General features: G+C 43.2%; 31 protein-coding genes and 2 pseudogenes. 19 read left to right on the top strand and 14 right to left on the bottom strand.

Features of this window, described 5'->3' with window-relative positions; translation table 11 throughout:
* Positions 1–103 precede the first annotated feature (103 nt).
* From ACMXYO_RS05795 to ACMXYO_RS05765, 7 genes are all read left to right on the top strand, one after another.
* Positions 104–1,384 (top strand): GGDEF domain-containing protein, encoded by a 1,281-nt coding sequence (locus tag ACMXYO_RS05795; RefSeq protein ID WP_415887598.1) that lies wholly within the window; start codon positions 104–106, stop codon positions 1,382–1,384.
* Positions 1,385–1,424: 40 nt separating this feature from the next.
* Positions 1,425–1,730: a hypothetical protein gene (locus ACMXYO_RS05790; protein WP_415887597.1), complete on the top strand. Its 306-nt coding sequence runs from the start codon at positions 1,425–1,427 to the stop codon at positions 1,728–1,730.
* Positions 1,731–1,780: 50 nt separating this feature from the next.
* Complete coding sequence (locus tag ACMXYO_RS05785) at positions 1,781–1,918, top strand: hypothetical protein (protein WP_415887596.1); 138 nt, start codon at positions 1,781–1,783, stop codon at positions 1,916–1,918.
* Between the two features lie 216 nt (positions 1,919–2,134).
* Positions 2,135–2,434 carry a hypothetical protein gene (locus tag ACMXYO_RS05780; RefSeq protein WP_415887595.1) on the top strand — a complete coding sequence of 100 codons (300 nt, stop codon included), beginning with the start codon at positions 2,135–2,137 and terminating at the stop codon, positions 2,432–2,434.
* Positions 2,435–2,476: 42 nt separating this feature from the next.
* Complete coding sequence (locus ACMXYO_RS05775) at positions 2,477–2,773, top strand: antibiotic biosynthesis monooxygenase family protein (protein ID WP_415887594.1); 297 nt, start codon at positions 2,477–2,479, stop codon at positions 2,771–2,773.
* Between the two features lie 30 nt (positions 2,774–2,803).
* Positions 2,804–3,502: an esterase/lipase family protein gene (locus ACMXYO_RS05770; protein WP_415887593.1), complete on the top strand. Its 699-nt coding sequence runs from the start codon at positions 2,804–2,806 to the stop codon at positions 3,500–3,502.
* Between the two features lie 132 nt (positions 3,503–3,634).
* Positions 3,635–4,018 (top strand): hypothetical protein, encoded by a 384-nt coding sequence (locus ACMXYO_RS05765; RefSeq protein WP_415887592.1) that lies wholly within the window; start codon positions 3,635–3,637, stop codon positions 4,016–4,018.
* Between the two features lie 50 nt (positions 4,019–4,068).
* Here the strand turns inward: ACMXYO_RS05765 and ACMXYO_RS05760 are convergent, their stop codons facing one another.
* Entirely contained in the window at positions 4,069–4,506 is a 438-nt protein-coding gene (locus tag ACMXYO_RS05760) for a hypothetical protein (RefSeq protein WP_415887591.1), read from the bottom strand.
* A 305-nt stretch (positions 4,507–4,811) separates the two neighbouring features.
* Here ACMXYO_RS05760 and ACMXYO_RS05755 point away from each other — a divergent pair, with 305 nt between their 5' ends.
* Positions 4,812–5,420, top strand: coding sequence for a hypothetical protein (locus ACMXYO_RS05755; RefSeq protein ID WP_415887590.1), 609 nt, complete (start codon positions 4,812–4,814; stop codon positions 5,418–5,420).
* Positions 5,421–5,435: 15 nt separating this feature from the next.
* On the opposite strand, the gene ACMXYO_RS05750 is transcribed toward ACMXYO_RS05755, so the two are convergent.
* A protein-coding gene (locus tag ACMXYO_RS05750) for an IS3 family transposase (protein ID WP_415885104.1) occupies positions 5,436–6,583 on the bottom strand; the annotation gives its coding sequence in 2 pieces (ribosomal slippage) (positions 5,436–6,346 and positions 6,346–6,583; 1,149 coding nt in all).
* Positions 6,584–6,697: 114 nt separating this feature from the next.
* On the opposite strand from ACMXYO_RS05750, the gene ACMXYO_RS05745 reads away from it, so the two are divergent.
* The 5 genes from ACMXYO_RS05745 (at position 6,698) to ACMXYO_RS05725 (ending at position 11,652) form a co-directional block, all read left to right on the top strand.
* Positions 6,698–6,985 carry a winged helix-turn-helix domain-containing protein gene (locus tag ACMXYO_RS05745; RefSeq protein WP_415887589.1) on the top strand — a complete coding sequence of 96 codons (288 nt, stop codon included), beginning with the start codon at positions 6,698–6,700 and terminating at the stop codon, positions 6,983–6,985.
* A 334-nt stretch (positions 6,986–7,319) separates the two neighbouring features.
* Positions 7,320–9,392: a 4Fe-4S binding protein gene (locus tag ACMXYO_RS05740; protein WP_415887588.1), complete on the top strand. Its 2,073-nt coding sequence runs from the start codon at positions 7,320–7,322 to the stop codon at positions 9,390–9,392.
* 30 nt (positions 9,393–9,422) lie between these two features.
* On the top strand, positions 9,423–9,935 hold the full coding sequence (locus ACMXYO_RS05735; protein WP_415887587.1) for a hypothetical protein: 513 nt from the start codon (positions 9,423–9,425) through the stop codon (positions 9,933–9,935).
* A gap of 96 nt (positions 9,936–10,031) precedes the next feature.
* Complete coding sequence (locus ACMXYO_RS05730; protein WP_415887586.1) at positions 10,032–10,370, top strand: zinc ribbon domain-containing protein YjdM; 339 nt, start codon at positions 10,032–10,034, stop codon at positions 10,368–10,370.
* A 265-nt stretch (positions 10,371–10,635) separates the two neighbouring features.
* The gene (locus tag ACMXYO_RS05725) at positions 10,636–11,652 is read left to right on the top strand and encodes an ABC transporter substrate-binding protein (RefSeq protein WP_415887585.1); all 1,017 of its coding nucleotides are present in this window, start codon (positions 10,636–10,638) and stop codon (positions 11,650–11,652) included.
* Positions 11,653–11,663: 11 nt separating this feature from the next.
* Here ACMXYO_RS05725 and ACMXYO_RS05720 read toward each other — a convergent pair whose 3' ends face one another.
* From ACMXYO_RS05720 to ACMXYO_RS05705, 4 genes are all read right to left on the bottom strand, one after another.
* Entirely contained in the window at positions 11,664–12,059 is a 396-nt protein-coding gene (locus ACMXYO_RS05720) for an NUDIX domain-containing protein (RefSeq protein WP_415887584.1), read from the bottom strand.
* A 77-nt stretch (positions 12,060–12,136) separates the two neighbouring features.
* Positions 12,137–12,484, bottom strand: a complete 348-nt coding sequence (locus ACMXYO_RS05715) for a Fis family transcriptional regulator (protein WP_415887583.1) — start codon at positions 12,482–12,484, stop codon at positions 12,137–12,139.
* Positions 12,485–12,738: 254 nt separating this feature from the next.
* Positions 12,739–13,071 (bottom strand): hypothetical protein, encoded by a 333-nt coding sequence (locus ACMXYO_RS05710; protein WP_415887582.1) that lies wholly within the window; start codon positions 13,069–13,071, stop codon positions 12,739–12,741.
* 57 nt (positions 13,072–13,128) lie between these two features.
* Positions 13,129–13,392 carry a hypothetical protein gene (locus ACMXYO_RS05705; protein ID WP_415887581.1) on the bottom strand — a complete coding sequence of 88 codons (264 nt, stop codon included), beginning with the start codon at positions 13,390–13,392 and terminating at the stop codon, positions 13,129–13,131.
* Positions 13,393–13,874: 482 nt separating this feature from the next.
* On the opposite strand from ACMXYO_RS05705, the gene ACMXYO_RS05700 reads away from it, so the two are divergent.
* The gene (locus ACMXYO_RS05700) at positions 13,875–14,159 is read left to right on the top strand and encodes an ArsR/SmtB family transcription factor (protein ID WP_415884646.1); all 285 of its coding nucleotides are present in this window, start codon (positions 13,875–13,877) and stop codon (positions 14,157–14,159) included.
* A 501-nt stretch (positions 14,160–14,660) separates the two neighbouring features.
* On the opposite strand, the gene ACMXYO_RS05695 is transcribed toward ACMXYO_RS05700, so the two are convergent.
* A protein-coding gene (locus ACMXYO_RS05695) for an IS3 family transposase (protein WP_415884722.1) occupies positions 14,661–15,799 on the bottom strand; the annotation gives its coding sequence in 2 pieces (ribosomal slippage) (positions 14,661–15,562 and positions 15,562–15,799; 1,140 coding nt in all).
* Between the two features lie 59 nt (positions 15,800–15,858).
* Complete coding sequence (locus tag ACMXYO_RS05690) at positions 15,859–16,719, bottom strand: inovirus-type Gp2 protein (RefSeq protein ID WP_415887580.1); 861 nt, start codon at positions 16,717–16,719, stop codon at positions 15,859–15,861.
* 323 nt (positions 16,720–17,042) lie between these two features.
* Between ACMXYO_RS05690 and ACMXYO_RS05685 the strand changes: the two genes are divergently transcribed.
* The gene (locus tag ACMXYO_RS05685) at positions 17,043–17,372 is read left to right on the top strand and encodes a hypothetical protein (protein ID WP_415887579.1); all 330 of its coding nucleotides are present in this window, start codon (positions 17,043–17,045) and stop codon (positions 17,370–17,372) included.
* 307 nt (positions 17,373–17,679) lie between these two features.
* On the top strand, positions 17,680–18,483 hold the full coding sequence (locus tag ACMXYO_RS05680; protein ID WP_415887578.1) for a DUF932 domain-containing protein: 804 nt from the start codon (positions 17,680–17,682) through the stop codon (positions 18,481–18,483).
* Positions 18,484–18,713: 230 nt separating this feature from the next.
* Here the strand turns inward: ACMXYO_RS05680 and ACMXYO_RS05675 are convergent, their stop codons facing one another.
* Entirely contained in the window at positions 18,714–19,016 is a 303-nt protein-coding gene (locus ACMXYO_RS05675; RefSeq protein ID WP_415887577.1) for a hypothetical protein, read from the bottom strand.
* Between the two features lies 1 nt (position 19,017).
* Positions 19,018–20,259, bottom strand: coding sequence for a hypothetical protein (locus tag ACMXYO_RS05670; protein ID WP_415887576.1), 1,242 nt, complete (start codon positions 20,257–20,259; stop codon positions 19,018–19,020).
* Positions 20,260–20,753: 494 nt separating this feature from the next.
* Between ACMXYO_RS05670 and ACMXYO_RS05665 the strand changes: the two are divergent.
* From ACMXYO_RS05665 to ACMXYO_RS05655, 3 genes and pseudogenes are all read left to right on the top strand, one after another.
* Positions 20,754–21,260, top strand: a pseudogene (locus ACMXYO_RS05665) (DUF932 domain-containing protein); the annotation flags it as partial.
* A 1-nt stretch (position 21,261) separates the two neighbouring features.
* Positions 21,262–21,390, top strand: a pseudogene (locus tag ACMXYO_RS05660) (DNA repair protein RadC); the annotation flags it as partial.
* Positions 21,391–21,517: 127 nt separating this feature from the next.
* Positions 21,518–22,078, top strand: a complete 561-nt coding sequence (locus ACMXYO_RS05655; RefSeq protein WP_415887575.1) for a tyrosine-type recombinase/integrase — start codon at positions 21,518–21,520, stop codon at positions 22,076–22,078.
* A 57-nt stretch (positions 22,079–22,135) separates the two neighbouring features.
* Here ACMXYO_RS05655 and ACMXYO_RS05650 read toward each other — a convergent pair whose 3' ends face one another.
* The 4 genes from ACMXYO_RS05650 to ACMXYO_RS05635 form a co-directional block, all read right to left on the bottom strand.
* Positions 22,136–22,411 carry an energy transducer TonB gene (locus ACMXYO_RS05650; RefSeq protein ID WP_415887574.1) on the bottom strand — a complete coding sequence of 92 codons (276 nt, stop codon included), beginning with the start codon at positions 22,409–22,411 and terminating at the stop codon, positions 22,136–22,138.
* Between the two features lie 106 nt (positions 22,412–22,517).
* Positions 22,518–22,712 (bottom strand): hypothetical protein, encoded by a 195-nt coding sequence (locus ACMXYO_RS05645; RefSeq protein ID WP_415887573.1) that lies wholly within the window; start codon positions 22,710–22,712, stop codon positions 22,518–22,520.
* Positions 22,713–22,774: 62 nt separating this feature from the next.
* Positions 22,775–25,159 carry a TonB-dependent receptor gene (locus ACMXYO_RS05640; protein ID WP_415887572.1) on the bottom strand — a complete coding sequence of 795 codons (2,385 nt, stop codon included), beginning with the start codon at positions 25,157–25,159 and terminating at the stop codon, positions 22,775–22,777.
* An 85-nt stretch (positions 25,160–25,244) separates the two neighbouring features.
* Entirely contained in the window at positions 25,245–26,048 is an 804-nt protein-coding gene (locus ACMXYO_RS05635; protein ID WP_415887571.1) for an ABC transporter permease, read from the bottom strand.
* Position 26,049 lies beyond the last annotated feature (1 nt).

The raw sequence follows: 26,049 nt of genomic DNA, 5'->3' as shown, positions 1-26,049 counted from the left end.
GCTTGTTTAACTTCCTTCATTTTGTTGTCTAAAAACAATATTTTTATTTGTGATGCAGATACAATAACGAATCTTATTTAGCTTCAGAATTTTATAGAAATACATGCTATTGCGATCTGCCGGTTTAATACTGCCCTCTTTTATTCTGCTGTGTGCGGCAGGCCTGTTATTACCTATTACCGCTCAATTGAGTGAGGAATACCAACAGATTCTCACTCTGACGCCTTATCCTCTAGCGATCATTGTTGCGCTATTAGGCTACGGCTTTAACCGCAGTCGCATCTTATTTGCCGCAGTAAACCTTTGTGGAGCCTATTGGTTGATTCAGAATGGGCTCCAAACCAGTTTGAATCAGCCAGATGCCTTTGTTCTGTTCAGCTGCATATCGATACTGCTCCCTTTCCATCTTGGCTGCATTGCGCTGTATAAAGAGCGGGGGTTATTTACCCCTGTCGGTATCATCCGGTTGTCTGTCATCCTGATTAGTTACGGGGTTTTATATTTAATTTGGTCCAATGGTTCCTTAGGACTCTACCTAGCGAATCTGCCAATGATGATGTTGGAAATGTTGCTGCATGAATACTATCTAAGCCAAGCTGCTGCTCTAGCATTTGGCCTTGGCCTCATACCAATCAAGCTCTCATTTGTCTTCAGAAAGACCTATACCGATGCTGCATTGTTAGCGAGTTTATTATCAGCCCTGATTATGCTGAGTTGGTTCCACCAACCGATGATCTCTGCGCTATTTATCTCCGCGAGTATGATCGCATTGGCTATTTCGGTTGTTCAGAACTCCTATCAGATGGCATTTATTGATGAACTTACCTGTATTCCTGCCCGTCGTGCGTTGCTTGATAAGTTCTCAACTCTCGGTAAAAAATACACCCTGGCCATGTGTGATATCGACCACTTTAAAAAATTTAATGACACCTATGGTCATGATGTCGGCGACCAAGTATTAAAAATGGTTGCGGCCAAACTGAATCAAGTCAGTGGTGGCGGTAAAGCCTACCGCTATGGGGGTGAGGAATTCACTCTGGTATTCCCAGGTAAAAGTGAAGCAGAAGCCCTGCCATACATAGAACAATTGCGTGAAACTATCGCCAATTACCCTATGCATATCCGTAATCAAGACCGCCCAGACGATAACGAGCAGGGGGAAAAAATGCGGAAGAAAACACCTGAAACTGAAATAGTCAGCGTCACCATCAGCATAGGCTTCTGCGAAAAAACACCTGAAATCCCAGACCCAATGGCGGTAATGAAGAAGTCGGATGAAGCTCTGTACGAGTCTAAACGCAATGGCCGAAACTGCTCTACTGCAGTCCATTACAAACCAAAACCAAAGACTCACAAGCGCGGACATCGAAAGGATTATGCTTAAAAATCTTTAATCAACTGATTAAACGGTTAAAGGAATAACTATGATAGAAAGCTTACCCCAGATAATCGGACTAGCACTTGGTCTTTTGATTGCGATTCCTATGGGTATTCATATGTTTCGTGAGTGCTTTAGCAATTACAGACGATTCAAAGATGAGCTAAAACAAGCGCAAGGAAGTGAAGAAGAAAAGTTATATGATGGCGAATTTACTAAAGCAGTAAACCACCAGTTTATTGAGTTTAAAACGATCTTTGCTTTAGTTTTTCCTATCTTAGTATTCTTACTCACCTACTCTCTTATAAGTTCCATAGCTGAATCGGCTATACAACTGTATGCTGGTGATTAATTGGAATCATCACCACGATAAAAACGGATTACATTGAAAAGGATTTTCACATGGAAGTACCAGCACTCACGCTACATTTATTAGCTATCATCAGCGCAACGATTGTTTTGCCGTTAAAGATCGCAGCATCTTGGTTTGATGCTTCGCGCACCAACTTTTTCCTCTGTTTTATCGCAGCAATACTCTGACCTTGGCTTGCTTTGTTCGTTTTTGATGCCGTCGGCGGTGGCTTTCTAGGCTTTGCTTCCGCTCTAATTATGTTCGGTATAACCCTTGGGGCGATCCTCGGAACCAGTACTTGGAATGCGATTAAACTAGCATTTGTGGCTTTAATCTTGAGCGCAGCGGCTATCAAACTCTATGAATCAATCGCTTCAAATCTATTGCTCTAAAAAGAGGTAGTTATGATCTATGGCGAAATAGCATCCGATATTAGTTACTACGATATCTATCCCGAGTTACTTCAACTTGTACAACAAACATTCTCAAATGTAGAGTCAGGTGTGCAAGGTGATGCTTGGATTTGGATCTTTGAGGGTGAAGACAAAGTCGCTTTAGATACCTTTAGCAGTATGCGCTTTCAAATTAAGTCCGATAGTATTAACGGCCTTTTGGTACAGAGAGTCATTTCGAAACTAGACGAACACTACGAACTTTATATTTACGATAAGCCCGAGTTAGGAGGCCACGAAGATACTTTTTAACCCTTAAAGGCGTAGTCAGGAAAAAAGATATCGGAGATTGAAATGGTAAGAGTTGTTTATCGATGGCAGGTTCCAGCAGAGAACTTTGAAGAATTTAAAGCGATCTGGACCAATACAACCAAACATATCCATGAAACGGTTGAGGGTGCCCTTGGCAGCTTTATGCTGAAGTCTTTCGAAAATAAAGACGAAGTGATCACTATCGCCAAGTGGGACTCTCTAGAATCCTGGAAGAATTTTTGGGGAAACGAAAACCCAGGGCAGATGCAAAAAATGAGAACGCTAGGTAAACGCCTATCTGCTGATGCATACGAAGAGATAGAAGACTATACCCGCTAGACCAATTAAGGATGATATGGACTAATCAATATGAAAGGACTATTGGCATTTTTCTTACTCGCTTTTTCCATCAGCACTCAAGCCTCTTGCGTGATTCTAATTCATGGCCTCGCCCGCTCTTCAAGCTCGATGGAAACGTTAGAAGAGTCTTTGATCAAAGAAGGTTTTCTACCGATTAACATCGACTACCCTTCCAGAGATTATCCGATAGAACAGCTTGCCGAATTAGCAATAAAACCCGCGCTAGCTCAGTGCCCTAAGAACATGAAGGTAAATTTTGTAACTCATTCCCTTGGTGGAATCTTAGTTCGCCAATACCTAAGAGCTCATGAAATAAATAATTTATACAGGGTTGTTATGCTTGGTCCACCAAATAGAGGAAGTGAAATTGTCGATAAGCTTGGCGAAGTTCCTGGATTTCATTTTATCAATGGTGATGCAGGCCTACAGCTAGGTACTGGAGAGCTAAGCGTTCCAAATACTCTCGGCAAAGCGAATTTTGATGTAGGGATTATAGCCGGTACCCGTAGTATCAATTTGATATTGTCCACACTGATCCCAAGCACAGATGATGGCAAGGTCTCGATCGAGAATACAAAACTCGAAGGTATGAACGATCATATCGAAATGCCAGTCACTCACCCTTTTATGATGAAAAACAAGAAAGTAATCGCTCAAGTGGTGAACTATTTAAAGAACGGTAACTTTGAACATAGTAAAAACCTTTGATTGGTCAACAAGGCCAAGTTACATCTTATGCCCTAAATTCGGCAAACCTATATTTGCTGATACGATTTAAGAAGTGGCGGCTCTGCTCGTGAAGCAGCCCCCCCTTACTGTGATAATAAGGACATTACCTATATGAACATGATTGGATATCTATTAGCAGCCGTTGGTTTATACGCACTTTACACAGATGGTATCGTTTGGGGCTGTGTAATATTTTTCATCGGTGGTCTTCTCGCCAGCAAGCTATTTTTCTGCTTACGCAGCCTTGGAGTCATAATAATTGCAGCCTCTGTTGCATATGGCTATCACAATAGCTTCACCCCAGAAGTGTTGTTTTGCCTTGCTGTAGGCGTATTTTTAGCCACCTTTAATCGAAATCGATCCTCACGGAATAACGACGGTGATGAAGATGGCTGGGGAATAGATATCGATTTTTTCTCATCCGATTCGGATGGCAAGTGCAATAACAGGGACAGCGGAAATTGTGGTGGGGACTCCGGTGGCGGCGGGGATTAATCTTCTAAAGGAGAGCCTAGCTCTCCTTTGTTACTTCAGATAAATAATCGCTATTTATCTCTCAGTTCAAAAAGCTGCTCTAAGATCGATACATTTCTTTTTATAGATTCCAGCTCTTTAGGCGACTGACCATTTTGCTCTGCAAAGGCTAGAGCATCTTTACTGATTTGTAACCAATCCCTTTTAGTGTCGATGTTCTCATTCATGCTGAAAGGGGCAGCCATTCTCATAGCGTCCTCATTGGAGATCAGCCCGTGTTCTTGCAGATCATTCACCATAGCGCCACGTTCACGCGTAGAAAGATTGGTAACGTCATATGTGTTTGCAATGCCATTCAAAGCGCTTTGTGCATTACGCGCATCTTTACTCAGATGCACATCACCATTCGTAATTTGAACACTATTGCCTCCACCTTGAGACGTATTAGTAGATACCTTATTTTGGGGTTGATAAACCTGAGCTGCTTGTGAAGTTTGGTTTACTTGCATGATGACTTTCTTACCTATTTAAAATGTATAATTAATACATTTAAGCAATAGGCATGCCAATCAGTGAACATCTTAAGTTTCCCCCATTATAAGTGCTTAGTATCAGTGCTGTAGCCTAGATCAACTGAATTCTGAACTTATGCTCTACAGTGCAAAACTTGGAATTTAAGCGCAAAGCCTGCCGCTTTTCGGCAAGCCATTGCCCCTTACTCAAAGAGTAACGACCTAAATACAGATTTATTGCTCTACAAATATTCTTTACTATTAACAATCTACGTAGAGCCACCAACACTTTAAGCCCTAATATGAAAGTCCATAAGCTCGTTTTATCTTCTGTTTTATCTATCACTGTGTTGCTCGTTAGCTACTCATCTTTTGCTGTTACTCAGCCAAACGAAACCCGACAACAAACAGAATTGTTCCTAAATAGTGAGCTTGCTTGGATAAGTGACTATATAGACGAGAACGATCAAACGGGTCTTCGAATTAAACAAGCTTCGACCCCCCTAATAGAAACCATTGCAGTATGGGGCGCTAATCACGAGCTGATTTTCCCAGATACCCAATCCAGTACTCACCTTAACGATTACATAGTGACGAACAACTATCCCCGCTTAAAAGCTTTATTGCAGACAGCTACCCCAACTGCTTGGGAAGCATATGACATCAACGTGGATGCTTTATTCTTTTGTCAAAGCGAAGGGATTTCAGTCTGTGTATTGCTTAAGACTGCAGAACTTTCAGCTGCTGTTGGCATTCAAAAAGATAATTTAGTTACCGGGTTACTAGCAGAAAACAAACACTTAGCGGCTCCTGGAAATGACAATTATTTTTATAGCCTTATTTTGCTTTTGCTCACCATTTTATTGGGTAGCACCACGTATACTTTCTTCCAACGAAAAAATAAAGAGTGAATCGCCACTAGTTCTTTAGACACCCATCAGCCGTTTCTCATATCGGTTTTCATACTCTATCGGTGATAGCTGATCATTAAAACCATGACGTCGTTTGCTGTTGTAAAACAGCTCTATGTATTCAAAGATATCACAGCGTGCATCTTCTCTGGTTGCATAAACCCTGCGGCGGATTCTTTCCCTTTTCAGTAGTTGGAAAAAGCTCTCAGCAACGGCATTGTCGTGGCAGTTACCTCGTCGGCTCATACTTCCTTTAAAGCCATGCATCTCTAAAAAGGATTGCCAATCATGGCTTGTGTACTGACTTCCCTGATCAGAATGAACAACAACCTCTGAATCAGGATTACGTCGCCATATAGCCATGAGTAAAGCGTCCAGCACTAGTTCCTTTGTAATACGGGATTGCATTGACCATCCAATAACTCGCCTTGAGAACAGGTCAACGACAATCCCCAAATACAGCCAACCCTCATGGGTTTTGATATAGGTGATATCTGTTACCCATGCTTTGTTAGGTGCAGGTACATTGAATTGCTGCTGAAGGTGGTTCGGCGTGACAATATGAACCTTGCCGCTTGTCTGGCGTGGTTTCCTGTAACCAACCTGTGCCTTCAGCCCAGCTATACGCATGAGTCGATAAACTCTATTTGGGCCACAGACTTCACCATACTCGCGCAGATCGCTATGGATCTTGCGGTAGCCATACACACCACCTGACTCCAACCAATACTGCTTGATCAATCCAGTGAGCCGTTGATCTTCTACATGGCGCTTGGAAGAAGGTTTCTTACGCCATGCGTAATACCCGCTAGGATGTACATCCAGTAACGAACAGAGCTGACGTACAGGCCAGTCCTTATGATGATCACGGATAAAGGTGTACCTCAATCGGACTGGTTGGCGAAGTACACCGCGGCTTTTTTTAATATATCCCGCTCTTCAGTGACTCGCTTCAGTTCTTTCTTGAGACGGCGTATCTCTAGCTGCTCATCTGTCTTTGCTTTATGTTCGGCTGAATCGGGGCCGTACTTCTTGATCCAGGCATAAAGGCTGTGGGTTGTAACATCGAGCCGGTTAGCTACATCAGCAACGCTGTAGCCTCGGTCAGTGACCTGTTTAACCGCTTCGATCTTGAACTCTTCCGGATAACGTTTGTTGCTCATAAGCACCTCTTTTAAAGCCATTTTCTATGGCTGAGAGATGTCTAGCAAACTAGGGGCAATTCAGAGAGCATTGCTACAAGTCATGACACGAATGATATTTTCGAGATGGGTGATATGAAAATCGACCCACGGCGCATGTGTATCACCCGTGGCGATTATAGTGAACAGATTTCTGTAAGAGATTTAAAACTTCTGACTTGCTTATTCCAACACCCGGATGAAGTGGTTAGCAAAGACAAGCTTTATAACGCAGGTTGGGGACGCGATTTTGTACCGAGTAGCCGATCCCTAGAACAACATATTGTGACTCTCAGAAAGAAACTAGACCCTAAGCGCCAATATAAACCAGTCATCGAAACCGTACATGGCCAAGGGTATCGTTTTCCTAAAGAGTCCTTCTAATTTATTGATTTTTCATTATTTTTTTTAAATTTCTTTTAAAAATCTGACACTTTACTCCACTTAAAAAACTTAAATGGCCTGTAAAAAATCGTGCTGACTTCATCGTCGGCACGATAAATCAAAGGCTATAGCGTCCCTCTAAAATCTCATCAGTGATCCCGATCACTGATCAGCTTTTGCAGCTGAACCTAGATGCCTTATTGCTTGAAAAGGTTTACGTATGTGGAAGCTAAATAGCTATTCATGGCTGCTCTCGTTCTTACTATTCATCGTTCCTTCATTAGGATTTAGTGCTAGTTCTGTCAGCGATACTCCCACAAAAGTGGAAAGCATCATGACGCAGGAAAAATTGCGTAAGCTCTACCCCTCCCCATTTGTTATTGGAGAGAAAGACAACACTATTGATGTCTGGCCGCTGTTTAAAGAGGAAGTCACTGGACTGAATCAAGTAGGCTACATTTACGAATCGATCGACTTCTCTTCTATCCCTGGATTTATGGGTGTGCCTTACAACTTACTCGTTGCCCTCGACAGTGAGGGCTCGTTTGTCGATGTACGTGTACTCTTTCATCGTGAGCCGATGTTTGTAGCTGGTATTGGCGAACAACCCATGTTTGATTTTGTTGATCAATATAAAGGGTTATCACTGATGCAGAATATTAAATTCAGCGATAAGCAGGGACAAAAGAAGCCAAACGACAGTAAAAATATCTATCTTGATGGTGTGACTGGCGCTACCGCATCCATTCGAATTTTAAATCAAACCCTTCTTTCTTCAGCAATCAAAATTGCCAGAGCCAAATTAGGTTTTGGTGGCAGTAAAGATCCAGACCTAATTGCCAAAATACACCACGATATCTTTGAAGTAAAAGGCTGGTCCGAGCTGATCGATAGCGGCCTGATAAAAAAAATCCTATATACCAACACTGAAGCCGAAGCCCTTTTTGCAGGCACTCAAGCAGAAGGGCGAGACCCAATTGCGCTTAAGCAACCGAAAGACAATTTTGTCGAGCTTTATGTCATGGATCTCGCTATCCCAACCTTAGGAAGAAACCTATTAACCCCAGAATCTTGGGAATTTTTACAAGAAAACTTAGAGGCTGGCGACCATGCTTTATTGATAGTCAGTAATGGACGCTATTCATTCATGCACGAGAATACTCTACGTGCAGGCATTTCTGACCGCTTACTTTTAAGACAACAAGGCTTGCCAATAGAGATGCGTGATCTTGATTTTGACGACCGCCTAGATCTGATTCAACCCGATTACAAAATCAAATTACCTGAGCCTCTAAGCCAAGCAGACTGGATGGTATATAGAGTTATCGATACATCAGGAATCGATATTTCCTTACCCTTAGAGTTCGATTTAGGTGTCACCCGAGGACAATCAATCTCCTACCTTCCTAGCACAACTAAAGAGTTTAAATTCAAATACAGCGTGCCTGATGATTACTTTTATGAACCCGATATCAACGGTAAAACATGGCAACCGATTTGGGAGGATCGACTTGGAGAGATAATCATCCTATCACTGGGTTTAGTTGTTCTATTTATCGTCTTAATTAAACAGGCGCATGTCACTAAACATAAAAAATTCTTCGCCTATTTCCGAATTTGTTATCTGCTATTCACCCTATTTTTTATCGGCTGGTATGCACAAGGGCAACTATCAATTGTAAACATTACGGGTGCCATTCAAGCACTGATGGCTGGCGGTAACTTAAACTTCTTCCTTTACGATCCTATGACAACCCTCCTTTGGGGCTGTGTCTTTATTACATTCTTTATTTGGGGGCGCGGTACATTTTGCGGATGGTTGTGCCCTTTTGGCGCACTTCAAGAATTATCTACAAAATTACTGACGTCTTTAAACATCAGACAATTTGAACCATCAAGCCAATGGGATAAGCACTTTAAAAAGCTGAAGTATGTTGTGCTACTTCTGATACTTACCTGCGCTTTTACCTCTCCGATCTGGACAGACCGTCTCGTAGAGATTGAACCGTTTAAAACCAGCATTACCTTTTTCTTTGTTCGTTCTTGGCCCTTTGTCATTTGGGCTCTGCTCTTAGTTGCGCTCAGTGTGTTTGTCTATAAAGGCTACAGCCGTTATGTCTGCCCTTTAGGTGCCGCTATGGCGATACTTGGAAAACTACGTTTACTCAATTGGCTACCAAGACGTGATGAATGCGGTAGCCCATGCCAGCTATGCAAGCAGCGCTGCGAGTACAGATCAATCGAACAAACTGGCCAGATCGACTACGACGAATGCTTCCAGTGCTTAGATTGCGTCGTTATCTACGAAAACGACAATCTCTGTGTCCCGCTTATCGTCGAAAAACGTCAAGGTCGGAAGCTCAAAACCCGACCACATAACCACAAATTAATAGCCACGTGTGAATAAATTAACCGTTCAATGATTATGGAGCATGCAATGAATACCAATCTATATCCGCAGTGCCTGAGGGAATTATTAGACAGCGAAGTTTTCGGTGAAGCGGCATCACTAGCTCTATACGAGGTGGCTAAAAACTCTACCGATAAATATAAATTTGGCACTTTATTGCAACTAGAAACAGAAACTAAGGCACGTCTCAGACCTTTTTTGTACCGTTACCATATCGATCTGTACGAAGAAATTGACGAAGCCCAAATACTAGGTTTCGTAGAACTATATCTACAAAGTAGCTGGGAGCAGTTTATTGCCACTTTTAAGCCAATGGTCATGCAATACCTTAAAAGATTTAAAGAGATAGCAGAGCTGGGGCCTGATCAGGATCGAGAAATTCTACTGTCCATGGTGGAGCATGAAACCGCAATTCTAACTTGGTTAGATCTGGAACTAGAAGGTCAAGAAGGGCGCTCATTGGACGCCATTATTGCTCAGATAAACTACCCTTTGCAGAGGCCTAAATTAAGGACAGAAAATGCGATCCATCTCAATTAACTAGCCACTATCGTAATCTCGGAGGTGTAAATCACTCGCTTAGTTTTCTTATAACTATTACCATTCACACTCAACTAATTTAAAGAAGTAGAAAGTATGTCTTTACCACCTTGCCCTGAGTGTAATTCTGAATTTGTTTACCAAGATCAAGAGCTATTGATCTGCCCTGAATGCGCTCATGAATGGAACCCTGCTGAAGCGGATGCTGAAGAGGACGTCTTTGTTGTTAAAGATTCCAATGGCACGCAACTCGCTGATGGCGATAAGGTAACTTTAATCAAAGACCTTAAGGTTAAAGGCAGCTCCATAGTCTTAAAGATCGGAACAAAAGCAGTGATCAAGCGTATCGTTGAAGGTAAAGATCACGAGCTGGACTGCAAAGTGGATGGTGCAGGCGATATGATGGTAACTGCTAAGTTTGTCAAACGCGCTTAACTCATTCTTTGTTAATACTGGTAAGCATTGCTTACCAGTATTAAGTACATAGCCCCACACTTCCTCCAAGAGAGACCATAACTAAGAGAAACATTGATTTCTCAATCTTATCTAAGCATCTGCTAACCGGTATTTTTTACCGAAGTTAATACCAAAAGCTTGATGTTACCTTCCTGCTATTGCCCTTACATTCAAGCACTGCATCATAATCCCTTCTATACTTCACTTCGTATACTGACTAGCAACGATTAAGGAAGATATTGCTTTGGCAATAATAGTTAAGCTGTCTTACCTGCTCTCTACGATACTCTTGCTGTTTTCACTTTATCCCTCACAAACTTTGGCTGGCGGGAAAAAACAGGTACTTATGATTGAGAGCTATCACGCATCTTTTAAGTGGGATGCCGACTACCGCCGCGCTATCGAAGATACACTCCAAGATCATGCCGTCATAACCTTCTTTGAAATGGATACCAAGCGGCTACCTCCAAATCTTCACCCTAAACAGGCTGAAATAGCATGGGCAAGATATCTACAGAGTGAGCCAGACTTAGTCATTCTAGGTGATGACAATGCATTGAAATTTTTAGGGCCTAAGTTTGCTAAAAAACAGACGCCAGTTGTCTATTTGGGTATTAACAATAATCCCCGTAACTATTTTGAATATGCCTTCCTGCCGAAACACATATCTGGGGTACTAGAGCGCCCTCTGATGAAACGCTCTGTTATGTACTTACAAGAAATGACAGAAAAGCCGATGGAAAAGGTTTTAATTCTCTTCGATACCAGCACCACCTCAAAAACGATTGCTAAAGAGGTCTTTCAGGGCAAAAACAAACTAAAAATTGGATCAGCAACAATACATGTAAAATTTATCCCTGAACAAAATCAATGGCAGAAAACTATTCTGCAAGCTCCAGGTCAAAAATTCGATGCCATTATTCTTGGTCTATATCACACAATTACCAATGTTAAAGGGGTGCATGTTCCCTCTAAAAACATAATTAGCTGGACTTCAAAAAACTCCGCACTTCCCGTTTTCGCATTTTGGGAGTTTTCAATCGGTCAAGGTATGGCGATTGGTGGACTCGTGTTAGACGGTTATTCTCAGGGTAAAGCTGCTGCAGCGATTGCGTTAAGAGTACTGCAGAAAAAATCTGATAAAAAATCGGAACCCGCTTTAAACTATCAAGGTCAGTTTATTTTCAGTCGCTCGCAATTAAAAAAATGGAATATCCAATTACCGCCCCACCTTCAAGATAAAGCAATTTACCTTCCTTGAAGAGCTTAAAGCTAGATACTCACTTTCCAAAGACCTGCCATCTCTAAAATTTTTTGATCCACTGAATTTATTCCAGCACCCTTACAAGCCTTTAACCATTGCAAATTTTGTCCCTCCAGCGCTTGTACTTCGCCTTCCCATTTAGTGATCAAATAGTAATGCAGCAACTGATTCGCTTTTAGCTCAAAATCCTGAGAACCTAAGAATTGATAAGATAACGGTATAATACCCAATTCTTCCTTTATCTCTCTGAATAAAGCTTGCTCTTGGGATTCACCTTGCTCGATATGACCACCAGGTATATTTATTCTGTATGAATTATCTAGAACATTATCATTTCGGCGCTCAAACAGAACCGTTTGATCAGATACAACTACAAAACAGACACATTCGTCTGGACTAGACATAGCAAGCTCCAATCAAGCAATTTTGGTTCGTACGAGAAGAAACAGTTTTTGGTTTAGCTATAAGGATGAAAATAGGACTAATAACGATTGAGCCTTAGACTCCAATCGCCCCCGTAGGCATCTTCACAAGCTTCTTCAGAGTCGAGAAAAATCTGTTTAGCCGGTTTACTCAGTTTGACTCCCTCTTTAGCCAGTTTCTCCGTAATTAAACTATGTAAAAAGTGATCCTCATGTGTATTTCTCGCAAGCGCCAGAATGGATTCATCCTCAAAAATTGCAATCACTTTTAACGAATCAGGAAAACGAGAAAAGTCCACTTTATGGGTAATCCAACAAAAGCCTGGGACGGTTTCTAAGGCAATATCACAAACCTCGGTTAGCGTTTCCCGTATTACTTTTTCGAGTTTTTTATCTGATTTTTTCATCTAAGTTTTCGTCTAACTAGATCCTTTAAATGGCGCGATCATACCTGAATTGGTTCTAATAACCCCACCTGATTCTCGCATAAAGATTAGACGCATCTTCAAACTGACCAAAGAACGAATGTGCTTGCTGTCCCCCAAAGAGATTAACACCTACGATGAGTTTCAAATCATCACTGAACCGATATTTAGCTGATGGCCTGTGATAAAAATCATCGTCCGTAGGCGAATAAAAACTAAACCAACTGAGTGTCAGATTATCCTGCAACGCCCGTTAATTTAGGCGATGGGTCCATAGCTACCAGCATAGGTGCTGTAATCAACAACATTGAACGGAAGAAAAACCACATAAGGGCAAAAATCATTAAACCAGCGAAAGGAGCTGAGATTGCGATTTGAATAAACATCTCAACCCCAAAGGGATTTTCAACAACAGGCAAACCTGTAATATGAAATTCGTTACCCGAATCTGGATATTTAAACTTTAGCTCATCAACTACAGCTTGAATTTCGTTCGCTAAACGATAGCTTTCTGACTTATTAATGATCGGAATATAAATAGCAGCAGCTTCGGTATCAGCCGATACCAAAGTATTTTTTAACAGGGGTAAGCGTTCGACTGCGGCTTGGATTTTGTCTGCTTTAAGCTAAGTTGAAGGGACCGTTTTCATCATCCATTCAAACAGGATTGCTCCATCCTGCTCGAATGAATGGCTAATGTTATCAACTGTATTTAATGCTATTAAATCTTGGCGGATCACCCCTTTCATAGAATCAACTACTGTTGAGGTATCATACAGCATCGAAAATGTTTCAGGGTTATAAACCCCTTTTTCCTGTAGGGAGTTCACGATCCCAACCACAATCATGTCATGTAAGCCAAAGCGCAGCTTCACTTGCTCATGGAACATACGATCAACCTAGTCGTGAGGTAGTATGTTCTCTGGGTCTGTATCAATTTTAATATTTGAAATTGGTAAAAGCGCTGTAAAAACAAGCGCTAAAATCAACCCAAAAACAAACTTAGGCCTCTGCATTGGTAAGACCAACCAGCTAGATTTTCTCCTCATTTTTCCTCTCAATTCGACCAAAGCCAAACAACATCAGATAATGCTAATATATAAAAGAAATAATAGTCAAATTGCGAATATAAGTGGATCTGAGGTATCATTTACCCTGTTATAAAAAATGCACTATCTATAATTATAAGTTGATATAAAAATCGACAGAAGCTGCAAATTGGGGATGAAGTCTGGATTAAGTCAAACAAATGAACCGCAGAGTTCGTAGACTAATCCGTTGTGAGCCCATAGATAAAAACAATACAGCGCTTCGGAGTGTTAACTTGAACGAGACCAACAACGCGACCTTAGATCCGGAAACATTGGAACTTATGAGAACCAATGCAGGCAAGGCTGCAAAATTAATGAAAGCGCTAGGCAATGAAAGTCGACTACTCATCCTATGCTATCTGGATGGAAAGGAGCTTTCAGTTACTGAACTGAATAATTGCCTAGATTTAAGCCAGTCTGCTTTATCCCAGCACCTGGCAGTACTAAGGAAAGATGGACTAGTGAAAACCCGTCGGGAATCTCAAACCATCTATTATTCCCTACAGGGGGACACTGCGAAACGGATCATTCACACCCTGCATGAGATGTTCTGTGCTTCTCTATAAAATAAAGGCCGCTTAGCGGCCTTTTTTATTCCACCACTACTATACTCCCAACAGTATTTTGTTGTTTTTGCCGCACTCTAAGTCAACCTAAGCTTTCCAGCCAACGAATTGAAAATGCTTTAGCACTTATGGAATTACTAGCGGAAAAAGCCCTCTCAGATTTTTTTAACCACGCGACTTAGTAGCTTTCTAATCTCTACCGTGCCAACAAAGCGCGAAAGCAAGAATCTATCGTTGCACTTAGAAGTGTTATCACGTCAGCATGTGAGACCGCAGTCTATATGCGTCAGTTAGATGATTGCGGTAAACGGGTCCATAAAACAAATGCCACCTGTCCCTATTATGGAAAAACTAGGCTTTACCCTCGAAAATATCAGGATTGAAAAATTCGCCAAGCGCTGCCAAATCACTGGTAAACTCTGGTCTAACCCAGATCATAATGATCCTGCCTTCTTAAAAAACCTACGCATGTTGGTAAGACCCCAAAATTCTAGACACTTTCTAGTTTCTAAAAAACTGCCTTTCAGCTTCCGCTGGTGACAGCCCATCATTAGTACCATGATTTCTTCGAGGGTTATAGAAACCTTCTATGTAATCAAATATCTCAGCTCTAGCCTCATCGCGTGTTCTATAAATCTTCCGTTGAACTCGATCCTTTTTGAGTAACGAAAAAAACGACTCCGCAACAGCATTGTCATGGCAATTACCACGACGACTCATACTGGCTTCCAGATTATGATCCTTAAGGAACCTACGCCAGTCACCTGAGGTATATTGAACCCCTTGATCTGAATGAACAAGAACCTTTGTTGTTGGTCTTCGACCCCAAATAGCCATCAGTAACGCATCGATAACGAGGTCTGTTTTGGGTGAGCTTTTCATCGTCCAACCGATGACTTTACGTGAGAACAGATCAATCACTACCGTGAGATATAACCAACCTTCGTAGGTTCTAATGTATGTGAAATCAGTTACCCACACTTGATCAGGCTGAGTGACCTCGAATGCTCGATTAAGGATATTTTCGGCAGCAGGGTGTCGTTTTCCTCCTTTGAAACCAGGGTGACGGCGATAACCACGGACAGCCGACAAACCTTCGCTACGCATAATACGATGCACTCTGTTCTTTCCGCATAGCTCACCATCTCGTTTTAAATCGATAGTGATATTGCGGTAACCATACACACAGCCGCTTTCAAGCCAAAACTGTTTAATCTTTACTGCTAAGCGTTGGTCTTCGCGTGCTCGAGGGCTAAAAGGTTGCTTCAACCATGCGTAAAAGCCGCTGCGATGGACAGCCAATACACGACACATGACGGCTACACGAAATTTCTTGAGTCGCGACTTTATGAACGTGTACTTTTCTTTGACTCCCCTGCGAAGTACACCGCGGCTTCCTTTAAAATGTCACGCTCTTCAGTGACGCGGCGTAATTCAGCTTTGAGTTTTTTGATCTCAGCGGACTGGGCATCATCCGCTTGTCGGCAGCTATCGGGCTGGCTGTATTTTTGCACCCAAGCGTAAAGGCTTTTATAAGTTACACCGAGTCGCTCAGCGACATCAGTAATCGTATAGCCCTTATCCGTGACCTGCTTAACCGCTTGGATTTTGAATTCTTCTGGGTAACGTTTTCCGCGCATCGTACACCTCATTATTTTCGTCGATTATATATCTATGAGGTGTCTAGAGAACTGGGGGCTTACCATATATCTCCGCGTCGAATTGCACCATCAAAGAAAAATACAACATGGTAGTGATAACCTCTCAACACTCCATGCTCCAGTTTCCAGATATATCCTAACAATCCACGAAATATTTTATTATGTCGCCTGTTACGCAGGAGGCGCTCCAAATCGGCCTTGACCTGCTCAAACTCAGAGACATGATCAGCCATAGTAAAGCTTGCTCTTCGGCAGATATCGGCAATTTCTGCCTTGTAACTTAGATCCACACGCACTACTAATAACCGAGACCGCTTTTTAAAAAGCTTATCGATGTAGGAAAGCATACTCCGATAATTTTTGTCTGTAGTCTGTTTTGATTTCAGTATGAGCTTCTGAAATTTTGGTTCACTGAGTTTCTCCGAAAGCCTTTCGAAACACTTATAGATTCTATGCTCTAGATCGTTATAGTTAACAGTCTCTCCGTGTATCGATCTAATCTTATCGAACGAAACTACCGACCGTTCGATGTCATCCATCCACTGTAGGTATGCAGTGATGTGAGGAGAGTGTGCTCTAACTTTAAACAGTCCCCTTTTCTTAAATCCTCTCATGGAAAGATAACAATCAAAAAAGCATTTTATCTGCTTGTTACTGGTTTTTATTTCCTTCTTATCACCAAAATATATTTTTTTAAATATAAGCTCCCCAAAATTTCGTTTAGATGATTTATTTAAATTTAGAGTATAGTCACTCAACCTGAAATTTCTAACCGCCTTATCTACTCTCAAAAGAATTCTGGATATATCTCTGTCCTCTGTTACATAAACCTTATCGTCTATTACTTCATACCCCCATTTATCGTCAACAATCTTATCTATCTCCTCATAATCAAACATACCAATACCTTAAAAATATAAACCATTTATGTTCTATATATAGAAACTTATACCTTACGGTATGTTTCTTATATTCACTGTCATTAATAATATAAGATCCAAAATTAAAGAATCTCATAATGCATTTGTTTTACTTGCATTACTGATATTAAAACCTCGTAATTCATTTAAAAACGCTCCCATAACATATGTACAAAGTTAGTAAAAAATTACTTATCAAATAAAAAAATCTCAGACATATATCACCTTCCTGAGAACAACCTAATGCTGTTTATCCAGGCCACCAGCCTGGTTCTATCATTCACTCTCAGGAGATCCTATCCATGTCATATTCATGTCCAAATTGCAGATCAGAGTCTGTTGTCCATCGTCACAAAGGACGTAACGTAGGCGGTATTACAGGCGGAGTGGCAGGCACCGCTAGCGGTGTTGCCGGTGCCACTTCAGGTGCTAGCACGGGGATGGCCCTTGGTGCCGTTGGTGGCCCAGTGGGAATTGCCCTCGGCGGATTTGCCGGAGCACTACTCGGCGGGCTTGCGGGTGGAGTGACCGGCACCTTGGCAGGCTCAAAGATTGGTGAGAAGCTGGATGAGCACATCCTCGATGATCTGGAATGTACTAACTGCGGGCAAACCTTTCGCAGCGATGAGTAACTCCGAGCTCAATCACCCTTCCACCTTTCATAACACTCCGATGAAATTCAGCAACAGCGACTTACCAAAATCCCAAGAAATACCCCGGTGTTTGCCGGCTTTATGCCCCTTACATATAGAAAGCGCATAGAGCTTCAATAAACCATCGAGCCTTGAGTTTCTCGTTCGATTCAGATCAAACCATCCCAGGCTGGTATAGGCCTCATCGAATTCACCGTACAACGGCTTCCCCTGTTCCAAGTCATCGCCTCAGCTCCAAGCACTCTATGGGAGTGTTTGGCTGTGGCCATTTATTAGGAGTTTACCCATGACCATGAACATCCTTTCCGAAAACCAGCTTTACCGTAATGCACCCGCTATTTTTGCGGACACACCCGATAGCCAGGTGTCAGACCGTTATGGTTTTGTGCCCACCATTGAGGTGGTCAATGCCTTACAAAAAGAGGGCTGGCACCCCGTCCGCGCTCAACAAACGATGTCGCGGTTACCCGAGCGACGCTCTGTCGCTCGTCATATGGTTCGGTTTCGCCAAGATCCGGATCGGCAGATCCACGTCGGTGATTCTGTGGCTGAACTGGTGCTCTGCAACAGCCATGATCGAAGCAGTGCGTATCAGTTAGATCTCGGTTTATTCAGATTGGTCTGCAGCAACGGCATGGTAACACCCATCGGCGAGGTGGGTGGGATCAGAGTGCGACATGGCTGCCAGGTTGTTGATGAAATTCTTGAAGGCTCCATCGCCCTCATCGACGATGCCCCCGAGATCATCTCCTCCGTTGATCGCTTCCGATCACTGCGACTATCACCGGATGAAGCACAACTATTCGCACAATCCGCCCTGACGTTGCGCTATGGGGAAGACTGGGTGAATGCCAGCCCAGTGTCTCCCGACGCCATTCTTCAGGCACGACGCTCAGAAGATCGAGATCCCGACCTCTGGCATATCTTTAACCGTACCCAAGAAAACCTACTCAAAGGCGGCTTACACGGACGTTCTAGCCAAGGACGCCGAACACGTACTCGTCCTATCCGTTCAGTAACTGAAGATGTGCGGCTTAACCGAGCGCTTTGGAAACTGACAGAACACTTCGCGGCCCTCAAGGGGGAATGAACCGCGTTATAACAAGATTGGTAGGTTAGTCATCTAGGTGCCCACTTATATATTGGTGGGCACATATGTTAGCGGGTTATCCTAAAAGCAGAAGGTGTGATGTGTGGACGCTTACCGAGGACCTTGCTCATGTGATTTTTGTTTTGGAAAGAGTAGTTTTGTTTACGAATAGAGGCATGATTTATATAAATATTCCATAGCACCCCAATTGTAGGGTGCTATGGGTGTGATTATTTTCTATCAGCTATCTCTACATTGATTTTGATACAACCTTCTGTATTTGAAACACATACTTTTCCGTTTTCAACTATGTAGTCTTGAACGCTCCCTTGACCAACAAATTTATAATCGGAACTAAAAATTCTAGATGGAGTGCTAAAACACCAGCCAGATTCGGAAAATTTATGTTCGCATTGGAACGCTGTTGTGAAATATATAGGGCCTTCTCCACTCAAAGAATCAGAGCAACCAGAAATTAGAAAAGAAATGGCAATAACAAAGTAAAAATATGCCCTTTTGAAGGTAGTGTTCATTTTATCTGTCCTTTCTAGCCATGAAAATATGGGGCTTTCTGTTGGTGCCTGAGATCCATATTTTTGCCTGTTGTGAAATTTGTTCAGTTATCATTGCTGCCGTATAGGTCTTTCTACCTATAAGCGCCTCTGCACTAGCTGAGGATCTGTCTTTGTAATAATCTTGAACCTCTCCTTGGCCAACTTCTTCATATATGGCTGCTTTGGCTTTGCTGTTATTGGACACTGTTACGGTATTTTTTATTGCATATATTTTGTTACTTGAACTAAAGCAATAAAATGCTCCTTTCGCAGAACATTCAAAAATTGGCACAAAATATTCTTCTTCAGTTATTTTGGCTTTATTTCTTAGGCTGATGAGAGCTTTTTTTCTCTTTTCACGGGTTATCTTGGCTTTGATATCAAGCTCTGCATAAATTAACTTGTCTTTTAGTTCGGAGAAATCGTATTTTGAATGAAACTCATCGTCGATTTCTTCTATTCTTCTATCCAATAGGTCTTTTCTTTTTCTCAATTTATTTTGTTCGGCTTCGTATGATATGGAGTCAGTACGTAAAGCTTCTTTGTGGGCGTCGTATAGTTTTGATTTTTTTTGTTGAAGTGAATCTTTCTTTGACTTTAAAGCTTCTATTTCCTCGTCTAGTTTTTTGTCTCGTAAAATTTCTTGTTCATGTGAAAGTGAATTGTCAATCATTCGTTTTTTGATGGAAAGTGATTTAATTTTTTTATTTATTTGATATAGATGGTCATCTATTTCATTGGATTCACTTTCGTATTTTGCTTTGGATGAATCTCTGGCGGACTTATTGTCTCTACGTTCCTGAGTATCAAGTCTATCGATTTCTGAGAGTAGAGCCATTACTTCATCCTTGAATGGTCTTGTTATCTCACTACGTTCTTGTTCTATATCTCTTTCAAAATCAACTAGTGCGTGCAAGGCATTCGTGACGTCTTCTAGATTGGTAAAGTCTATCTCATAAGAAAATGACTTATTAAAGAATTCTTTGCTGTTAGATGCAGTTGCTTGGGTAGGCGAAGGGAGGGTAGAGTGCTGAAGCTCCTGTTCGCACTCCTCTTCAAATTCCCATCGAAGGTTCCTTCCTGGTATTGAATGCTCATCTAGTTGAAGAGTATCTCTCCACTCTTTTACTTTTTCATCGAAACATTGCTGAGGACTATCAATTTCAGCACTTACTTTAAATGAGGAAAAAAGCATAAAAAAAATTAACGCTTTGTTTTTCATGGTCATCCTTTTGTTGATTTAACTTATGTCCGTTTTAAATTATTTGTGCCCTAAGGGCTTTTACTAAAGCTTTCTGTAGACGTTCTGCGCTACAAGCCAGAGGTCGCATGCTCTTGAGCGCGAATTAGAGCCCATCTTTCTTTTTTAACTTGTTGCAGTAAAAAATAGAAGCAAAATATTTATCTTGCTCATGGAATGGAGTGTTTAAATGATTTTGGACACTATTTAAGCACTACTCGGCGGGCTTGCTGGTGGTGTGACCGGCACCTTGGCAGGCTCAAAGATTGGTGAGAAGCAGGATGAGCACATCCTCGATGATCTGGAATGTACTGACTGCGGACAAACCTTTCGCAGCGACGAGTAACTCCGAGCTCCCCCCCCCTCAGCTTGAATACCTCGCTAATTAAATTCAGCGACGTACATATACCCAAAATTCCAAGGAATACGGCCCGGCTTTGGTCGGATCTATGGCCCTTCAATAACCTCACGAAGGTATGAACGCCTCTTCGGCTTCAGCCCTACAGCTCATATCGAGTGCGGCATCATCGAATTCACCGTACAGCGACTTCCCCTGTTCCAAGTCATCGCCTCAGCTCCAAGCACTCTATGGGAGTGTTTGGCTGTGGCCATTTATTAGGAGTTTACCCATGACCATGAACATCCTTTCCGAAAACCAGCTTTACCGTAATGCACCCGCTATTTTTGCGGACACACCCGATAGCCAGGTGTCAGACCGTTATGGTTTTGTGCCCACCATTGAGGTGGTCAATGCCTTACAAAAAGAGGGCTGGCACCCCGTCCGCGCTCAACAAACGATGTCGCGGTTACCCGAGCGACGCTCTGTCGCTCGTCATATGGTTCGGTTTCGCCAAGATCCGGATCGGCAGATCCACGTCGGTGATTCTGTGGCTGAACTGGTGCTCTGCAACAGCCATGATCGAAGCAGTGCGTATCAGTTAGATCTCGGTTTATTCAGATTGGTCTGCAGCAACGGCATGGTAACACCCATCGGCGAGGTGGGTGGGATCAGAGTGCGACATGGCTGCCAGGTTGTTGATCGATGTCCGTGTGCTGGACCACATTGTGGTGGGAGCGACGCCCGCATCCTTCGCCGAACGCGGTTTACTCTAACCCTCAACCGAAGTTCCCATATTGTCCTTTTGGGAACTTACCAACCCGCATGAATACTGGGCTCAGAACGAAGGGGCCCGTCTAAATTCTCAAATTCCCCATTTCAAACGAAAAAAGGAACCTGACTATGACAGAGGTGCACGCCGTCAAAGATCCAGAGACCATCTGCCTGATTAGCCACCTGCTCTCTCGGCGGCATAGTCAACAGATGGCTGACATCTGGAATATTGGACTGAACTTAGCACTGCGGATCTCCGATCTGCTATCGATTAAGTTCAGCGACATAGAGGAGGACCGATTGGTCCTCCGTGAACAAAAGACAGGAAAGCAAGCCAATATCCCTTTAAACCCCAAAGCCCTGAAGATCATTCAGCGAATTCATCAGGATCATCCCCATCATATCTACCTGTTCCAGTCATACCGCAACCGTCAATCCATTAATCGAACTCCCCGTCCCCTCTCTCGACGTGCTGTCAGCAAGGCTTTTGGATCTATAGGTGAGGAACTCCGAATATCACTTGGAACCCACTCCATGCGAAAAACACGGGGCTATCACCTTTATAAATCCACCAAGGATATTGCGCGTGTAATGAAGATGCTCAGGCATAACTCTGAGAGTGTGACATTGCGTTACATCGGTATCACCCAAGACGAGGTCGACCACGACTTCAAGGAATTGGTGCTATAAATGCTTTTCTTAGCAACCTAGGCAATGCAGATGTGCGGGCCGCACACGAACACATGATTATTTTATTGAAAAAGTCACCGGCACCTCCACCCAAGCAGATACCCTCTGTCCATCAATCATCGCAGGTTCTATTTGCCAACCTTTTACAGCCTCGATTGCGGCTTCATCCAAACTTTCATAACCACTGCTTTTATAAAGCTTTACTTCCAGATTACGCCCTTGGGGCCCAACAAGCACTCGCAGTAACACCGTTCCTTGCTGTCGCTTACGCATTGCTTTACGCGGGTATTCTGGTGGTTGCGACTTGGAGCGGTAATTTGGCTGGGTGAACACTTTATTGAGTACCCCAGCTGCTATGCGGTTACTTTGTTCAACTGCTGCGAGCGGCTCCGCAGTTTTTAGCTCCTGTTTAGGTTCCGGTGTTGGTTTAGGCTCTGGTTTAATTACCTGAATTGCAATAGAGGCTATCCTGCATAGTAGCCAGCTTCTGCTTAATTTCGAGTGCAGTCGCACTGGCTAATCCTGCCTGTAACAGTTCGGGATTAGTGAGAAGTACCAAAACCAGAATACAGTGCACCAGCAGAGAGATAATCACTGCTGGCGCAAAACGGGTACCGTTGACGTATGACGACATTTTAGATACGCCGACGGTCCCGAGATCCAGCAGAGAACAACTCAGCCGTTATTGCTCGTGATTTAGAACTTAGCACGGATACCAATCACGCCACTACGAGGTTTGCCTGGACCGACAAAGCGGTGGTCATCCATACCCGGATAAGCATCTTCCAACACTTCATCCGATTCACCGTAAACACCGAAGGTTTCGTATTCTTTATCAAATACGTTATCGATGCGGGCAAATAGTTCTACAGTTTTGTTCAGCTTATACATACCACGCAGGTTCAACAGAGCGAAGCCGTCGACCTTCTCGTTTTCGTTAGCTTCATCACCACGGTAGTACTGACTGCTCTGGTAAGTCACTTCTGCACCCAGATCCAATTTTGGAGATACCGCCCAGTCAGCAACTAATTTCAGGTTATGCTCTGGCAGGCCTGGAATGCTGTCACCCTTTTCAACCGGACGGGTATCACCCAGCGGGTTGTTATTGCTGACAGAATCAAAAGCCGTCTGGAACGTAGCATTCATATAGGTATAAGACAGCGCTAGATTCAGATTGTGATACTGCTTACGCACCGCCAGTTCCAGACCCATGCGACGGGTCTTACCTACGTTATCGAAGTAACCTTCAGAGGTCAGGCCACCCGCATTCTGGAAGATGATGTCATCGTGGTTAGTGGTGTGGAATAGACCGGCATTCCAACCGTACCCCTGACTGTTACCACGGGCTCCTACTTCAAAGGTCTTCGATACAACCTGCTCCAGTGGCGGATCGGATACGAAACCGTTTGGCAATTTACACGGATCATCCGGATCTGCACAGCTCAGTTCAGCCGGTGTAGGCGCACGGGAAGATTCGCTATAGCTACCGTAGTAGTTCACCTTATCCGTTACCTGATAAGCCAAACCGATCGCTGGGTTGAAGCGATCGAATGTGTGGTTACCAGTCAGGTCCAGGTTGTTATCACCGATACCCACCATCTCGATGCGGGTGTAGTTGTAACGACCGGACAGGGTAAGATCCAGCTGATCGCTCAGGGCAACTGTATCGGTCACAAACAGACCCACATGCTGCACTTCAGTTTCCAGACGAACACGGGATTCAGCGTCAAAGTAACCAACACCTGTTACACCACGATCATCTGCAGCTGCATCATTACGCAGTTCAGCGAACTCAGTATCAGATTTAAAGTCGATATCAGCATAATCATAGCTGGCACCCACCGTTAACTGGTTCTCCTTACCATTCCAGTCACCCAGGAAAGTCATCTGAGAAGCCAGACCCAGACTCTCCATTTTGGTTTCGGAGGTATTTAGGGTACCGTCCAGATCATCCGGATCGAGGGTTGGATCGATGTCTTCTAAAGCATCTGCCTCGTCATATCCGACAAATTCAATCGGTTCGAAATCATCAGCGTCAAACGGATCACCCTCATCACCTTCGAATTCACAGAGGGATTCAATACCGGTTCCCGGCACCACTGCCGTATCGTTAGCAGCGTTCACATCACACTCTTCGTAATCACTATCATCACCGTTCAGTGTGTTAACTTTGTTACGACGGTAATAAACATTACCCGCAAGCTGTGTATCATCATCCAGCCAGGTATCGCCGTTCAGTGCCAAAAGGCTGAGGCGGGTTTCTGTCTGGTCTGGTTGGGTGTAGATCGATTCCCGACCTGCAGTTTCCATCAGTTCAATAGGGACAGAACCATTACCTATCATGGTGTTATTATTAGCCGCAACTGTCAGCTCAATATTGCCGTTCTCACCACGCCAGCTCAGATTAGCCATTGCCTGCTGAACTTCAGTCGGAGAATGATCGCGCCAACCATCTTCTTCATAATAGTTACCAATCACGTAGTAACCGAACTCACCGTCATTACCGCCGGTCTGAGCTTCTACATTAAAACGGCCGTCACTACCGATGGACGTTTCGATCTGGCTGCCGGCGTTATCAAAACCATTTTTAGTTTTAATCGAAAGCGCCCCCCCCAGGGTATTCTGACCAAATACTGGGTTAGAGCCTGCAAACAGGTTAATAGAGTCGATAGCACCTTCCGGTAACAGATCCCAGTTTACGGTGTCACCAAACGGTTCGTTAAAGCGGATGCCGTTAACATAAACAGACAGGCCCTGCGGCAAACCAAGTAGTGGAGAAGCCGTAAATCCACGGTACTGCACATCCGGCTGGAACGGGTTATTAACCGCTTCATTAATGGTCACGCTTGAGAAGTTGTAACGAAGGTGCTCTGCAACGTTCAGCGCCTGAGACTTTTCTATCTCAGCGCTGTTAGCCGTTTGCACAGCAGCAGCTACGCGATTTTTTTCGATGCCGACACCGTGTATCGGAGTGGTACCGATCACAGTTATCCCGTCAAGGCGAGAAACGCCCTCTGCCTGTACCAGCCCAGCACTTAAAGCGAGGCTGGAAACCAAAACAGCTATTATCGAAGCCTTCATTAAATTTTCACCTGCATTTGTACCAATAATAAAATTGCTAACCGTCGCCTAAGACGGGAAGCTTGTTAAAAACTAAGCTCAAGAATTAAGCTTTTCTTCTAGATACAACCCCTTTCTGTGGATCGTACCCCCAAACAGCAAGAAGAAAGAACACCGTAAACCCTGCAACTACGACATAAAGTGAAGTCAGATTAATCTGCCCATATAAGGCGAAGCGGATAAGTTCAACGGCATGTGAAAACGGGTTAAACTGAGCCAATTGATAAACCAGCTCAGCCCCCGCTTCTTCCAGTTTCCAGAGTGGATAAAGCGCAGGTGATATGAAGAACATCGGGAAAATGACAAAGTTCATCATACCTGCAAAGTTCTCTAACTGCTTTACCGATACAGATAGCAGAAGCCCCAGCGACCCTAGCATCAGCGCAGTCAGGAAAAATGCTGGAAATGCCGTTATTACACCGTCTGCAGGAAGATCTACTTCAAAACCCCAACAGATAATTAAGAAGCAATAAACCTGTAATATGGACAACACAGCCCCTGCCAGAAGTTTGCAAAACAGAATGTACCAACGAGGCAATGGTGCTGTAAGAAGGAGACGCATAAGTCCCATTTCCCGGTCGTAAACCATGGTCAACGATGACTGCATACCATTAAATAAGATCACCATGCTCAACAAGCCCGGTGTGATATAGACCTCATACTCAATGTATGCTTCATAAGGAGGAATAACCGCAACACCAAAAACATTTTGAAATCCTGCTGCGAAAACAAGCAACCAAAGTGCTGGCCTTACCAAGGCTGAAAATAGCCGCCCTTTCTGACGTATAAACTTATTGGTTTCTCTTGTAGAAAGAGCAGTGAAAGCATTGATTGCATGTCTGATATTCATA

The sequence above is a fragment of the Neptuniibacter sp. QD37_6 genome (assembly GCF_047778085.1).
Taxonomy (GTDB): domain Bacteria; phylum Pseudomonadota; class Gammaproteobacteria; order Pseudomonadales; family Balneatricaceae; genus Neptuniibacter.
Note: the sequence above shows the minus strand (reverse complement) of the source record. Positions and strands in the feature narration are given on the sequence as shown.